The following is a 14,038-nucleotide window of genomic DNA, read 5'->3' as shown; positions in this document are numbered from 1 at the left end:
ACCGTCCTGGGTTTCCGCCCCACGACGGGACACGCACGTCAGGTAATTGATCAGTGACGGTGAGTAGTGACATGGTGCTTGCGACTCGATCAACTTCCTCGGGAGGCAAACCATGCTCGCTCGCCGTCTGCTGGCCGTCGCCGTCGTCTCCGCCGCCGTGGGTGCGGTCACCACCCTGCCCGCCTCGGCCTCCGCCGACCCGCACGCCGACCGCACGGCCCTGGTCGGCACCCCGGCGTGCGTCGACCTGAGCAACGGCCGCGGCAACGGTACGCAGATGTATCTGTGGCAGTGCCAGGACAACAACCCCAACCAGAAGTTCGTCTTCCAGGACGGCCTCATCAAGGTCGAGGACACCATCGGCACGGGGCGGGAGATGTGTCTGGACGCCTCCAACAACCGCGCCAACGGCACCCGGGTGTACCAGTGGCAGTGCCTCGGAAACGCCAACCAGCTCTGGGTCGTCCAGAGGGGCCTGATCATCCTCAAGTCCACTCTCAACTCGGGCAACCGCATCTGCCTGGACGTCACCAACAGCCGCGCCAACCTCTCGCCGGTCTACCTGTGGCAGTGCCTGCCCAACAACAACCAGAAGTTCGTCATCGACAACGGTCAGATCGCGGTCAGGGACACCCTCCTCTGAGCGCGAAGTCCGGGACCGTCGATCGGTCCGATCCCGCGTGACCTCCTGCCCGCAGGAGGGCAGCGGCAGCACGGCAGCGGTGTGGCGGCGCGCGGCGCCGCCACACTCTCCACGCCCTCCGCTCCCGCGCGAACCGCGCTACGAGGATCAGGCCCGGCCTCCGAGCCGGGCGTAGGCCGCGGGAGGAATGCCGACGGCGGCGGTGAAGTCCCGGGTCAGGTGGGCCTGATCGGTGTAGCCGAGCTCGGCGGCCAGCGTGGCGAGGTCGAGGCCCTGGTAGACCCTCTCCGCGGCCTCGTGGAGCCGGAATCGGCGGATCACCCACTTGGGGCCGATGCCGACATAGTCCCGGAACAGCCTCTGCAGCGAGCGCACCGATCGCCCCGATCTGGCGGCCAACTCGTCGACCCTGGTCACGGACACGTCGTTCTCCACCATCGCCGTCAGTGCGGCGACCTCTTCCGACAGCGGATCCTGATCCGGTTCCAGGCTCAGCAGGAACGCCTCGACGAGCGCGATGGCGGCCTGGGCGTCGGGCTCGGCCAGGACCTGCTCGACCAGGGTCGCGCCGGCCGCGCCGTACATCTCGCTGATCTCCACGAACCGGCCGGTCAGCCGGGACACCGGACCACCGAGGAACGGCCGGAAGCCACCCGGGCGGAAGCGCGTGCCGAGCACCCGGCCACTGCCCTGCATCGTGTAGGAGAACCCGCCTCTGATCACTCCCGCGATCCGGCGGAAGTCCCGGGCGATCGTCATGTTCACGGTCGGGTGCGAGACGATGCGCTGCTCGTACGGCTCGGCGAGGCCGGTCCACGTCACGACCCAGAAATGGTCCACGTACGGCGCGATCCCGGGCGATGGCGCCTGCCGGACGAAATCGAAGGCGTCGAGCCCCGCATACGGATCGACCCAGCCGCGCTGTCGCGTTTCTACAAGCCGCCCTGCGGGCACGCGGGGCAGGGTGGTCGCCATGGAAGACATGATGCCGCTGATGACGCGGGCCACCGAACGGACCGCGGAGTTGGTACGCGCGGTGCGGCCGGAGCAGCTCGGGTTGTCCACGCCATGCGCGAAGTTCGACGTCAAGGACCTGATCAGCCACCTCGAGTGGGTGGCGGCGTTGTTCGAGTCGCTGGGTCGCAACGGGCCGCGCGTCGAGCAGGGGCCTTACGCGGGCGACTTCCCCGAGAGAGCGAAGGCCACGCTGGCCGCCTGGTCGCGGCCCGGAGTGTGGGAGGGGACCAGCCCCGCCATGGGCCTGCCGATGACCACGCTGGGCCACATGTACCTCGTCGACATGGTCGTGCACGGCTGGGACCTGGCCAGAGCGACCGATCAGGAGTACGAGCCGGACCCCGAGACCGTCTCGCGGGCGCTGCACTTCACCGACCGGATGGTGGAGATGGGCAGGCAACGCGGCGCCTTCGGGCCGCCGGTGCCCGTGCCGGACGACGCCCCGCCGTTCGACCGCCTGCTCGGCGTCATCGGGCGGGATCCGGCCTGGACAGCGTGAGCCGCCGGAGCCCGGTGACCGGCGGCGGCCTCAGCCCTTGAAGGCGCCGTCCATGATCCCGGCCACCATGCGCCGCCCGACGAAGACGAACAGGACGAGCAGCGGAAGGGTGGCGAGGAAGGAACCGGACATGGCGAGCCCGAGGTCGATGTTGAAGCTGTTCTGCAGCGCCTTGATCGCGATCTGAACGGTGTACATCTCCGGCGACTTCAGCACCACGAACGGCCACAGGAAGTCGTTCCACGCGGTGACGAAGCCCAGCAGGCCGAGCACGAAGGCGGCGGGACGTACCAGCGGGAACGCGACGCGCCAGAAGATCTGCCAGGTCGACGCTCCGTCGATGCGGGCCGCCTGGAGGATCTCGTCACTGATGGCGGACGATATGTGCTGGCGCATCCAGAAGATGCCGAAGGCGTTGGCCAGGCCGGGGACGATCAGCGCCTGGAGCGTGTCCACCCAGCCCAGCCACGAGGTGATCATGTACTGGGGGACGATGGCGAGCTGGGTCGGCACGGTCATCGTCAGGACGACGAGCAGGAACAGCGCGTCGCGGCCACGGAAGCGCAGTTTGGCGAACGCGAAGCCTGCCAGCGCGCACAGCACCGCCTGGCCCACGCCGATCGTCCCGGCCACGACCAGGCTGTTGACGACCGACCGGACGAACGGCACGGTCGAGAACACCAGACCGGCGAGATGGAAGAAGTTGCCGCCCGGCACGATCTCGGGCGGCAGCGTCGTCGCCGTCGCCGTGTCGGTGGTGGCGACGATGAACATCCAGTACAGAGGGAACAGGCAGGCGAAGGCGGCGAGCGCGAGCAGCGCGTAGGTCCACCATCGGACACGATCGCCGGAGCGTGGTCTCGTCATGCTCATGATCGCCCCCTCAGCCCTTGACCGGGCGGATCCGGGTGGACAGGAAGTAGTTGAGGCCGGCGAGCCCGACGACCATCACGAACAGTGCCACGCCGATCGCCGCGGCGTAACCGAACTTGAACTGGATGAACCCCTGCTCGAACAGGAAGAGAGTGAGCGTCTGGCACTGACGGATCGGCCCGCAGGTGTTGGCCGCGCCGCGGTTCACGAGCAGGGCCTCGGTGAAGATCTGCAGCCCGCCGATCGTCGAGGTCACGATCGTGAACACGATGACCGGCCGCAACGCGGGGAGGGAGATGTGCAGGAACTGCCGCACATCTCCGGCCCCGTCGACGGCGGCCGCCTCGTAGATCGCCCGGGGAACGGCCTGCAGGGAAGCCAGGTAGAGGAGCGTCGTGTAGCCGAACCACCGCCAGGTCACCATGACCGCGATCAGCACATGGCTGCCCGTCACCGACTGGGTGAAGTCGATGTGCTCGACGCCCACCAGGCCGAGCAGCCAGTTCAGCAACCCGTAGTCGCGGTCGAACATCTGGACGAACACGATGGCGGTGGCGGCCACCGAGGTGATGTACGGCACGAGCATCGTCATGCGGAAGAACACCGCGAGGCGCAGCCGCGCGTGGTTGAGCAGGTGCGCGAGCACCAGCGCGACCAGCAACTGCGGCACGGTGGACAGCAGCCAGATGCTCACGGTGTTGCGGGCCGCGTTCCAGAACCGCACGTCCCCGAGCAGCCGGTCGAAGTTGCCCAGGCCGACGAACACATGCTCGCCGATCGGGTTCCAGTCGAACAGCGCCACGTAGAAGGTGAACAGCAGTGGGATGAGACCGAACACCGCGAAGAGCGCGAAGAACGGGGCGATGTAGGCGTATGGGGCGATGATCTCGGTGAAACCGCGCCGCGCCGCCTCCACCGGCGGGGCGGGGGGCAAGCCCGCCGTGGTGGGGGTGATGCTCGTCGTCACGGTCTGCTCGCTTCCCCGCCGCCGGCGCCGCGCCGTGGGAACGGCCCGGCGCCGGTGGCGCTCGTGAAAAGTCCTAGCCGCCGATCGCGTTCTTGATGTTGGTCACCGCCGCGTCCCACGCCTTCGCGGGATCACCCTTGCCCTGCTCGACGTTGGTGATGGCGTTCGTGAACTCCGTGCCGATCGTGGTGCTGTCCGGCCCGATGAGGAACGGCTTCAGGCCGAGCAGGGAGTTGGTGTAGATCGTGCCGATCGGCGCGCCGGTGAAGAACTCGTCCTTCGCCGAGGTGAGCTTCGGGTCCTTGTAGACCGACGGGGTCGCGGGCAGCGACCTGGCCTTCGAGAAGTGGTCGAGCTGGCCCTGCGGCGACTGTGTGGCGGCGATGTAGTCCCAGGCGGCCTTCGGGTTCTTGGCGCCCTTGGGGATGGCGAGGAAGCTGCCGCCCCAGTTGCCCGAGCCGCCGGGGATCGTGGCGATGTCCCACTTGCCCTTGGTGTCGGGGGCGTTGTCGCGGATGGAGCCGAGCATCCAGACCGGTGCGGCGATGACGGCGAAGTCGCCCCTCTTCATCGCGGCGCTCCAGCCCTCGGTGAAGGTGCTCTGCTTGGCGGTGATCCCGGCGGCCACGGCCTTGAGCGCCAGGTCGAAGGCGGCCTTGACCTGAGGGCTCCGTTCGTACACCAGATTGCCCGCGGGGTCGTAGTACTTCTCCTGCCCCTGGTTGACCACCTGCGAGTACACACTTCCGCCGGCGTTGTCGACGAACGCCTTGCCGGTGGCCGCCGTGTACTTCTTGCCGGTCTCGATGAAGGCGTCCCAGGTGGGCCAGAGCTTGCTGACCTCCTCACGGTCCGTCGGCAGCCCCGCCTTCTTGAACAGGTCGGCGCGGTAGGCGATGGCCATGCCGCCGACGTCGGTCGGGATGCCGATGATCGAACCGTCCTTGGCCGTGGGCTGGCTGATCACCCAGTCGAGGTAGTCACCCTTGATCTTGTCTGCGCCCATCGTGCGCAGGTCGACGAAGTTCTGCGGCTGCTGGACGAACTTGGGCAGGTCGTCGCCCTGGATCAGCACCAGGTCGGGCACCTTTCCGCCGGCCAGCGCCGTCGTGAGCGCCTGCGCCGTCTCCTGCGCGTTGCCCACCTCGGTCAGCTTGATCTGGATGTCCGGCCTCTTCGCCTTGTACTCGGCGGCGGACCCCTTCGCGTCGATCCCGGTGAACGACCAGAACTCGAACGACGAAGCGTCCGACCCGCCGGAGGAAGTCCCGGACGACGAGCCTGAGCACGCTGCCATGCTGAGGGCCGCGGTAGCGGCGAACACGACCGCTGAGACGTTGCGGAACTTCACGGCGACCTCTTTTCGCTTGCTGTGGTCAGGGATGTGACGTACGGCCTGGTGCGAGAGGATGCGCCGCGCTCGCCGGGCATCTCTTACGTTCGGTCCCACTGCGTGCCTGAGACGTAGGACGGCGACGATGCCGTGCTACTTCAGGCTCCGGACCGCGGGTGCCGGACAGGTCCAGCACCGCCATGCCGACCTGGTGTCTTACCTGCAGGGCCTTCTGACCTCACTCTTGGCAGCTTGAAAGTTTCGGCGACGTCACGTCGATCGTTTCTCCGGGACAGTAGGCCCCTGCCAACCTGACCGTCAATATTCTGACGGTCATGTGTCTGAAACTATCGGCCTGCCCGTTTTATGTTTCGGGACGCATCCGGCCCCTCACCGAGGGGCTGCCGCTGCCATGGTCTGTCCTCGGGGGAAGTCACGGCGGCGCTGGGCCGGTTCCTCGGCGCGACGACCGGCCCGCCGGCCCCGCTGATCACGGCCCGCCGAGACCTCGCCGCTCAGCAGCCGCCTCCGCTACCGGAGCCGACCACGTCTGAGTGGAATGAAAATCTCACCCGTCATGCCGGTATTACGGCTCTGCAGGACCGGTCCCCGACCTGGTGACATGCCTGGCCCACCGTCGGGAGAGCCGCCTTGGAAATAGGTTAACGCCGGGCCGAATCAGTGTTCTCAATCTGCCGCCTGGACGCCTGGAGGCCCCGACAATAATGTCCTGTGTGCTCCGCCGTCATCATGAAAGAGGTGAGGTTGGAATTGGCACGTTCGAAAGCACGTAGTGCGGTCAGCTCTGTCGCCATGGTCATCGCAACACTCGCGGCGATCCTGATGCCAGTCGCTCCCGCGCACGCCGCCTACGGCCCGGACCAGACCGTCTTCCTTTCGGTCAGCTCGAACTCCGGACCGTCGATCACGCTTGCCCAGCTGACCGGCACGCTGGCCTTCGACGACGGAAACACGAAGTTCAGGTATTCCCTCCGGCTGTGCTGGGGGAGCGGGTCCTACCCCCAGCCGAACTTCTACGTCGCGGTCAACGGCAGTACCTACCTCTATCCGGCCCAGACAGGCACGGCGACCGCTCCCTCCGGGTGCCAGGTGTACCTCTACCTCTACGACGGTGAATACACCCACTCCACCACCCTCAGGAACGTCACCTTGTACGTGACGGGCGGCTGGTTCTACCCCGGCAACACGTACAACAGCCGCACCAAATCCGTGACCTACGACAACCCCTACAACTGAGCGTCCGGAAAGCCGCGGGCGCACCACCACACTGCGGAACGGCCTCCGCCGAGGGCAGCCGGGCTATCCTGCCCCGGCGGCCCAGGCGGAGGCCGATCCGCTGGAAATTTGATCAGTCCACGCATACCGCGTAGTGGGTGGACCGGAAGACCCATGTGCCGCCACCTGGAGAGGAATAGATCATATACGTGTAATAGGTACCGGGGGTGCAGTCGTGGCCGACCGCGAGGACGGCCTGCCGGGCCCGCTGCTCGGCCGACGCCAACCCGGCCGCGTAGGTGCTGCCCGCCCCATCAGCAGTGGCGCTGCGGGGAGTGTCATAGCCGTCGGCGTGCGCGGCCACGGACGTGGTTGCCAGGCCGGCCGCCACCACCGCTGAGACGAGGCCGAGCCGGCGGAGCCAAGTGACTTTTCGCATGCTTCTCCTTACCAGGGACGGGCATTTGATCGATCAACAGAGATTTAGCGCAGATCGATATAGCGGCGATATTGACCAATTGGTCACAATAATCTGGCGGCCGTTGTCCTCACGGTGGAGCACATAATTGAAGGCACTCCGGGGGGACCATCCACCGAATTGTTTCCAGCCGGGCACAGCCGATCCAGATAAACGGCCTTCAGGCAATCGGGGTTGAACTCGCCGAGACCTCCAGAACCACCGAATATGCGGAACGCAGGTACGAGGGGCCGCGTGCGCAGGCCCGGCGTTCGTTCGGCGAGGGCGTCGTGGTGCGGCTCATCCAGGTGGCGACCCCGTACTGGCCGGACGCCGCGTCCTGGATCACCCACTTCCAGGCGTCGGAGAACGGTGTCTCGGTCCCGGCCGCCGGGGACGGCCGCAAGAAACTTTCACCGATCCGGGTGAATGCCCGGCCGCCAAGGGACGCCTCGTAACCGGGCGGTGCGCCGGTTTCCCGCCGGGTCGCCGGGCGCCGCGGATCCCACCCGAGCATTAGGCCGGTCAGGCATCGTGACCTGCACCGCGGCCGCCCCCAGCGGCCCATTCCCCCGGCGGCGGACGGACGCCCGTTCCGAAGGTTCATGTGATCGGGTGGTCGGCGTCCGGCTCCGAGTACGTGGGGGCGTTTGCGGTTCGCGCGCGCACCGCTCAGCGCACCGACTGCGATCGATTGACACTTTTCGTGACCGCGGTGATAGTAACTGCACATTGCTCTGATCGGCCTGTTCCGCCTGACAGGAGCGCATTGTGCAGCCGACGGCCCGCCCTATCGGTCTGCCGTCGTGACACCTTCGGAGGGCGAAGTGAGAAAACGCTCGATCATCAGCGTGGCACTGGCGGCCGCGGTCGCCCCGCTCTGCGCCGCGACGGTGGCACTCACCACGACACCGGCCGCCGCGGCGGTCGGCGGCTCGGGCCCCTACCCGGCCGACTACGAAACCTCCACCAGCCTGCCCAACCACACCATCTACCGCCCCGGAACCCTCCCGTCGGAGAAGATGCCCATCTTCGTGTGGGGCAACGGCGGCTGCTCGGCCAACGGCCTAGACCAGCTGCCCTTCCTCCGCGAGATCGCCTCCCACGGATTCCTGGTCATCGCCAGCGGCAGCCCCAACGGCTCCGGCTCGACGACCTCCCAGATGCTCACCCAGTCCATCGACTGGGCGGTCGCCGAAAACAGCCGCCAGGGCAGCAAGTACAACGGCAAACTCGACACCGCCAAAATCGCGGTAGGAGGCTGGTCCTGCGGAGGCCTGGAAGCCTACGCCGTCTCCAACGACTCCCGTATCACCACGACCACCATCTTCAGCAGCGGCCTGCTCAACGACTCCGACGACTACCAGCTCCGCCGGCTCACCAAGCCCATCGCCTACTTCATCGGCGGGCCCAGCGACATCGCCTACCCCAACGCCATCGACGACTGGGGCAAACTCCCGGCAGGGCTGCCCGCGTTCATGGGCAACCTCAACGTCGGACACGGCGGCACCTACACCCAGACCAACGGCGGCGAATTCGGCCGCGTCGCGGTGCTCTACCTCAAATGGCGGCTGAAGAACGACACCACCGCCGGCACCAACTTCGTCGGCGCCAACTGCGGCCTGTGCAACACCCAATGGCAGGTCCAGCAGAAGAACCTCACCCTCGGCGGCGATCCGTCCCCCTCACCCAGCAACAGCCCGTCCGCCAGCCCGACCGTGACTCCGACCTCCGGTGGCGGTAGCGGGCCGATCAAGGGTGTGGCCTCCGGCCGCTGCGTGGACGTGACCGGCGCCAGCCAGACCGACGGCACCCAGGTGCAGCTGTGGGACTGCAACGGCCAGACCAACCAGACCTGGTCGTCCACCTCGGCCAGTGAGATCCGCGTCTACGGCAACAAGTGCCTCGACGCCGGCGGCACCGGCAACGGCGCCAAGATCCAGATCTACTCCTGCCACGGCGGCACCAACCAGAAGTGGCGCGTCAACTCCGACGGCAGCATCACCGGCGTCCAGTCCGGCCTGTGCATCGACGCCACCGGAGCCGCCACCGCCAACGGCACCAAGCTCCAGCTCTACAGCTGCCACGGCGGCACCAACCAGAAGTGGACCTGGAACAGCTAGCCCGCACCTGTGGCCTGCGGCGCGGAACACTCCGCCGCACCGCAGGCCACGCCCGGCAGCCCTCGCCCCGCCTGGGCATCCTGGTGGCGAGGCACAGGGTGCGACGCTCTTATCGTCGCAGCCGCTGGTCGGCGTCGCGCTTCGTCGGCTGTGGCGCAGAGTCCTCCACGAAACGAGGACGGCAAGCGAACCAGCCGGCGATCACCCCTGGGACGGCGGTCGCAGCGAGCACCAGGAGCGGGATCGACCATGATCCGGTCGCCTCGCGCAGAAGGCCCAGACCGATCGGGCCGAAGCAGGCCAGCCCATAGCCGATGCCTTGCACGAAGCCCGACACGGCAGAGGCTGTCTGCGGGCTCTTGGTTCGACGGTTGATGAGGGTCATGCAGAGCGGGAAGGTGCTCACCCCGATTCCCAGCGCGCACATCCACACCAGCGTGCCGTCGAGGGGGGACAGGAGCAGGCCCAGGTACCCCGCTACCAGGAAGATCGCGCACCCGACGACCACGATGAACGGGTTCTTCATGCGCGTGGCCAGGTGTGGAACCACCAAGGCCGCGAGCATGCCCCATGCCGAGTAGAGCGCGACCATGGTGCCGCCCAGGACCGCGCTGCCTCCTGCGTCGGTGAGCACTGCCGGGACCCAGGTGATGATCCCGTAGTTGGACAGCGAAATCATCGCGAAGAGGGTCACCAGACCCCAGACGGTTGACGATCGGCTGATCCTCGGTCTCGCATCGGTCGCCGTCACTGCCGCGGGCGCGTGGTGATCGGCGGGCAGCCTGACTGCCAGGACGAGCCAGACCACAGCAGCCACAGCAACTGGTCCCGCCCAGATACCTACCGAGAGCCGCCACGTCCCCGCTTCTGCTACCGGGACCGCGAGGAGCGGGGCGATGAACTGGCCCGCCTGCATGAGGATCAGGTAAAGCGAGGTCCACAGGGCCAGACGATCGGCGGACCAGGCCTTCACCAACGGAACGACCACGACGTTCGCGGCTCCGATTCCGGCCAGTGCCAGCACGGTCGAAAGCACCAGCAGCGAGGGCGTTGGAGAGAAGGCGCGCACCAGGAGCGACAGAGCGGTCAGGCCCAGCGCCACAGTGGCCGTGCGCTCGAGTCCGAACTTCCTCGTCACCGCTGGGGCGAGGAAGCCGAAGATACCGAAGGACACCGCCGGCACAGTGCCGAGCAGGCCGGACAACGTCACCCCGAAGCCGAGATCGGATCCGATGATCTCCAGGAGCGGAGTGAACCCGGTCACGGCCGTTCGCAGGTTGAGCGCTGTCAGAGCGATGGCGAGCCCGGCCCACAAGGTTAAACGCCCACGGTGCAATGGAACGAGCGATGAGAGCGACGTCACGTTATACTCCAGTGTAAGGTCAGCAGATGATGGGATTATGGGATGAGTTCCGAAGAGTCTGGCACGCGACAGCCGATGCGTCGAGTGGGACTCATCGACCAGGCTGCCGAGCGCTTCCGCGAGGAGGTGGTCTCCGGACGCTGGCCGGTCGGTGAGCAGATACCGACCGAGGCCGCACTGGTGTCGGAGTTCGGGGTCGGTCGGAACACGGTGCGCGAGGCGCTGCAGTCGCTGGTGCACGCAGGTCTGCTGCGCCGTGAGCAGGGCCGCGGCACCTTCGTCATCTCCAGCTCCGAGCTGACAGGCACTCTTGAACGTCAGCTCGGCGGTGGCACTCGTCGCCACTACCTGGAACTACGCCTTGCCCTCGACAGCGCTGCAGCGTCACTGGCCGCGATGAACCGCTCAGACGCCGACGTCGAGCTCCTGCGCGAGCTGCGCGACCGTCGAGAAGCGAGCTGGTCGACCGACGATCTCGACCTGCGAGCGAGCGCGGACCTCGCCCTGCACCGCGCGATCGTGGCAGCGACGCACAACCCTCTCTACGTCAAGCTGTACTCCAGCATGCTCGACATCTTCGCTGCCCACATGCGCGACGAAAAGAGCGAGGACGAGGACGCGGCACACCGCCACCACCACGAGCTGGTCGAGGCCATCGCGGACGGGGACGCCGACCGTGCTGCCACGAAGGTGGGTTCCATCTTCAAACCCTTCATGCGCTGAACCGCGAGCGACCGGGAGCACCCGTGTTCGCCGCCCGCAATGGCCGCTAGTGGCCCGACCGCACCGGCTCCTGAACGCTCGTCTCGACAGTGGGAACCTGCGGTGCTACCTGGTAGCACCAGATGTCACGCTCTCGTTACACTCATACGGTGAGCATCTCTGAGCCTGAACGCTCCCACCAGATCTCGCAGCGTGATCTCCGCAATCGATCTGCGGAGATCATGGATGGGCTGGAACGCGGGGAACGGTACGCCGTCACCCGCAACGGCCATCACATCGGCGACCTCGTGCCTATCCGGCGCCGGCGCCGGGCCGTCTCGCGAGCTGAATTCGCCGCGATGTCCCGGGGCATGCCACGTCTGGATGACCGGAAGTACCGCGAGGACATGGACCGACACGTCAGCGACGATCTCTACGACCCCTACGATCGCGCGTACGGCAGAGGCGAGTTCGACGAGGACGGGCAATGACCCTCACGCAAGGGCTGCTCGACACCAACATCCTCATCCTGCGCGCTGGGATCGACCCGGACGAATTGCCCGACGAGATGACGATCAGCGCCATTACAACGGCAGAGTTGTCAGTCGGCGTACTCGTGGCATCCGGGCCGCAGGAACTCGCTCAGCGGATGAAGATCCTGCAGGCCGCCGAGGCTGAGTTCGACCCGCTTCCCTTCGACGAAACCGCCGCCCGCGAGTACGGCCAACTCTGGACCGCTGTCATCGCCTCAGGCCGCAAACCGCTTCCCCGCACAGCCGATCTAATGATCGCTTGCGTGGCGATCGCAAACCAACTGCCGCTCTACACCTGCGACCCAAAGGACTTCAAAGGCCTGGATCATCTGCTCAACGTGGTTCCAGTCACTCGACCACGGTGAGACGGCACGTGGCCCTATCTACCATAATCTGCTGCTGTTTCCCCTCGCTTCCCGTCCCATCGGGCACGTGACGGGGACGGCGATACTCGTTCGGGTGGTCGTGGGCACTGCACCGCGCCTCCCCATACGCTGGGGCGAGTTGACGCAGCAACTGACGCCCTACGCCTGACGAGACAGTCAGTTGCCACGGATACCGTCACCCACCATGAATACCTCGTACAGATGGTCCGATCTCTTCCCGGAGGAAGAGCCGGTGGCTGAAGGCCCAGACCAGCCGCCGTTACCGCCGGGCCACGGTCTCCACCCCCCGGCCGACGAATCAGAAGTCATTCGGCTCGAAGAGCAGTTGGGCGTGAACCTGCCGCCGAGCTATCGGCAGTTCCTCCTGTACTCCGACGGCTGGGGCGTCGAGGAGTACTCCCTGTGGCCGGCCGCGGAAGTCGGCTGGCTCCGTGACATCGCGCCCACAACCATCGAACCTGGGCGGTGCCCACAGACGAAGTGCCCGATGACCTCTACTTCGTTTACGGAAAGGAGCAGAACCACCACGCCATCAGAACGGAATATCTGCCCGACACCCTTCTGGTCGGGCTGTGGGATGGAGACCTCCTACTCAACCCCCACGTCATGACGCCTGAGGGCGAGTGGGAGGCATGGTTTCTCGCGGCCTGGATGCCCGGCGCCGTGCGTCACAGGTCCTTCTGGGACCTCATGAAAGACCTGTGTAAGCATCGGCCTCATCACCAGGGACAACAGCCCCGACCTGGGCGAGAAGCCATCCGCGAGCGACCGTGAGTACCCCTTGTTGACCGCCCTTAATGGCCCGCTAATGGCCCGGCGATCATGCGGCGACCTGCCGGGGGCACAGGCGCCCTCCGATCCACCCCGACCTCTTCATAGCCGCCGACACCCAGGACGCAACCGCCGTTTCGATGGTCGGCTCGCTGTAGACCAGAACCCCCTACCTACAGGGGTTGTGTCCGACATAATATGGACATGAAGAAGTTGCGCTTCTACCGGTCGGCGAGGAGGCACCGCATCGGACAGGCACATGCCATGCATGTTGTCCGATCTGGGCCCCCAGTGATCGTGCCGGCTAGAGACCCGACGTTGGAGGATCGATGGGTCTGGATCGGCCCCGACGATCGGAGCATAGAGCTGGAGGTGATCGGCATCCTCACCGACAAAGCTCTAGTGATCATCCACGTGATGCCGACCGCGCTACGAAGGAGGACGCCATGACTGAGCACGAGGCAGCCTGGCCACCCGAAGACATCGAACTGGCCCTGGACCACGACTCCGATATCGACAGCGACTCCGAAGAGATCTACGACGCCAAAGGTAACCTGATCACGGACGAGTATGTACGGGACGCAATCGGCGACGTCCACCGCGCGATCGACGAAGGCCGCGTACCCGTTCCTACCAGTCGCCCCGGACGTCCATCGCTCACAGGCGAGAGCGCACATTCCCCAAGGGTCTCCTTCAGACTCCCCGAGGAGTTGCGTGAACGCGCGAGGGTCCGCGCCGAGCAAGAGGGCAAGAGTGTGTCCGCGCTGGCACGGGAAGCCTTTGAGCAATTTCTCAGAGCGGGATGAGCAGGCGCGACGGGCGACAGCACCAAATGGCCAAGCAGCTCGACAGCCTCGCGCGAGGACAACTCAAGAGTGGATCGGGCACGCAACGTGCACGCAAGAGCGAAGGCCGACTAACGATCAAAGCCCAGGCGGGGGTGGAGCCTAGGGGATCCGAACCCCCGACTTCCTGCTTGCAATTCGGCCTGATCACCAGGGACAACGGCTCCAACCTGGGGGCAGGAGGTGCCCGCGAGTGACCGTGAGTGTCCCCTGTTCACCGGCCTTAATGGCCGCTAATGGCCCATCAATCAACGCCCGCCACCTGCCCCAACCGGGTGCTGACGCGGCCC

16 protein-coding genes are annotated in these 14,038 nt (G+C 66.4%); 10 read left to right on the top strand and 6 right to left on the bottom strand.

What is annotated here, in order from left to right; genetic code table 11:
- The first annotated feature begins 112 nt into the window (after positions 1–112).
- Positions 113–643 carry an RICIN domain-containing protein gene (locus HHX40_RS20245; protein ID WP_182881857.1) on the top strand — a complete coding sequence of 177 codons (531 nt, stop codon included), beginning with the start codon at positions 113–115 and terminating at the stop codon, positions 641–643.
- A gap of 147 nt (positions 644–790) precedes the next feature.
- Here HHX40_RS20245 and HHX40_RS20240 read toward each other — a convergent pair whose 3' ends face one another.
- The gene (locus HHX40_RS20240; protein WP_182881856.1) at positions 791–1,618 is read right to left on the bottom strand and encodes a helix-turn-helix domain-containing protein; all 828 of its coding nucleotides are present in this window, start codon (positions 1,616–1,618) and stop codon (positions 791–793) included.
- Here HHX40_RS20240 and HHX40_RS20235 point away from each other — a divergent pair.
- Entirely contained in the window at positions 1,617–2,159 is a 543-nt protein-coding gene (locus HHX40_RS20235; protein ID WP_182881855.1) for a TIGR03086 family metal-binding protein, read from the top strand. The genes HHX40_RS20240 and HHX40_RS20235 overlap by 2 nt on opposite strands.
- A 30-nt stretch (positions 2,160–2,189) precedes the next feature.
- Here HHX40_RS20235 and HHX40_RS20230 read toward each other — a convergent pair whose 3' ends face one another.
- The 3 genes from HHX40_RS20230 to HHX40_RS20220 form a co-directional block, all read right to left on the bottom strand.
- Positions 2,190–3,032, bottom strand: a complete 843-nt coding sequence (locus tag HHX40_RS20230) for a carbohydrate ABC transporter permease (RefSeq protein ID WP_182881854.1) — start codon at positions 3,030–3,032, stop codon at positions 2,190–2,192.
- A 10-nt stretch (positions 3,033–3,042) separates the two neighbouring features.
- Positions 3,043–3,999, bottom strand: a complete 957-nt coding sequence (locus tag HHX40_RS20225) for a carbohydrate ABC transporter permease (protein WP_182881853.1) — start codon at positions 3,997–3,999, stop codon at positions 3,043–3,045.
- A gap of 73 nt (positions 4,000–4,072) precedes the next feature.
- Positions 4,073–5,350: an ABC transporter substrate-binding protein gene (locus HHX40_RS20220; RefSeq protein WP_182873123.1), complete on the bottom strand. Its 1,278-nt coding sequence runs from the start codon at positions 5,348–5,350 to the stop codon at positions 4,073–4,075.
- Between the two features lie 795 nt (positions 5,351–6,145).
- On the opposite strand from HHX40_RS20220, the gene HHX40_RS20215 reads away from it, so the two are divergent.
- Positions 6,146–6,589, top strand: a complete 444-nt coding sequence (locus HHX40_RS20215; RefSeq protein WP_182881852.1) for a hypothetical protein — start codon at positions 6,146–6,148, stop codon at positions 6,587–6,589.
- A 112-nt stretch (positions 6,590–6,701) separates the two neighbouring features.
- Here HHX40_RS20215 and HHX40_RS20210 read toward each other — a convergent pair whose 3' ends face one another.
- The gene (locus HHX40_RS20210) at positions 6,702–7,007 is read right to left on the bottom strand and encodes a hypothetical protein (RefSeq protein WP_111697479.1); all 306 of its coding nucleotides are present in this window, start codon (positions 7,005–7,007) and stop codon (positions 6,702–6,704) included.
- Positions 7,008–7,852: 845 nt separating this feature from the next.
- Between HHX40_RS20210 and HHX40_RS36875 the strand changes: the two genes are divergently transcribed.
- Positions 7,853–9,148 (top strand): ricin-type beta-trefoil lectin domain protein, encoded by a 1,296-nt coding sequence (locus HHX40_RS36875; RefSeq protein ID WP_310738202.1) that lies wholly within the window; start codon positions 7,853–7,855, stop codon positions 9,146–9,148.
- Between the two features lie 109 nt (positions 9,149–9,257).
- Here HHX40_RS36875 and HHX40_RS20200 read toward each other — a convergent pair whose 3' ends face one another.
- Positions 9,258–10,511, bottom strand: a complete 1,254-nt coding sequence (locus HHX40_RS20200; RefSeq protein WP_182881851.1) for a CynX/NimT family MFS transporter — start codon at positions 10,509–10,511, stop codon at positions 9,258–9,260.
- 84 nt (positions 10,512–10,595) lie between these two features.
- Here HHX40_RS20200 and HHX40_RS20195 point away from each other — a divergent pair, with 84 nt between their 5' ends.
- The 6 genes from HHX40_RS20195 (at position 10,596) to HHX40_RS20170 (ending at position 13,709) form a co-directional block, all read left to right on the top strand.
- Positions 10,596–11,234 (top strand): FadR/GntR family transcriptional regulator, encoded by a 639-nt coding sequence (locus tag HHX40_RS20195; RefSeq protein ID WP_279633844.1) that lies wholly within the window; start codon positions 10,596–10,598, stop codon positions 11,232–11,234.
- A gap of 149 nt (positions 11,235–11,383) precedes the next feature.
- On the top strand, positions 11,384–11,704 hold the full coding sequence (locus HHX40_RS20190) for a type II toxin-antitoxin system Phd/YefM family antitoxin (RefSeq protein ID WP_259403159.1): 321 nt from the start codon (positions 11,384–11,386) through the stop codon (positions 11,702–11,704).
- A complete protein-coding gene (locus HHX40_RS20185; RefSeq protein WP_182881850.1) occupies positions 11,701–12,111 on the top strand; it encodes a type II toxin-antitoxin system VapC family toxin in 411 nt (136 codons plus the stop codon). The genes HHX40_RS20190 and HHX40_RS20185 overlap by 4 nt, the downstream gene beginning before the upstream one ends.
- Before the next feature lie 205 nt (positions 12,112–12,316).
- The gene (locus tag HHX40_RS20180; RefSeq protein WP_182881849.1) at positions 12,317–12,742 is read left to right on the top strand and encodes an SMI1/KNR4 family protein; all 426 of its coding nucleotides are present in this window, start codon (positions 12,317–12,319) and stop codon (positions 12,740–12,742) included.
- Positions 12,743–13,107: 365 nt separating this feature from the next.
- Positions 13,108–13,353, top strand: coding sequence for a hypothetical protein (locus HHX40_RS20175; RefSeq protein ID WP_182881848.1), 246 nt, complete (start codon positions 13,108–13,110; stop codon positions 13,351–13,353).
- The gene (locus HHX40_RS20170; RefSeq protein ID WP_182881847.1) at positions 13,350–13,709 is read left to right on the top strand and encodes a ribbon-helix-helix domain-containing protein; all 360 of its coding nucleotides are present in this window, start codon (positions 13,350–13,352) and stop codon (positions 13,707–13,709) included. The genes HHX40_RS20175 and HHX40_RS20170 overlap by 4 nt, the downstream gene beginning before the upstream one ends.
- The last annotated feature ends 329 nt before the right edge of the window (positions 13,710–14,038 follow it).

Origin of the sequence: Microbispora sp. H10949 (assembly GCF_014161435.1) — a bacterium.
GTDB lineage: Bacteria > Actinomycetota > Actinomycetes > Streptosporangiales > Streptosporangiaceae > Microbispora > Microbispora triticiradicis.
This window is presented reverse-complemented; position numbering and strand designations above follow the sequence as displayed.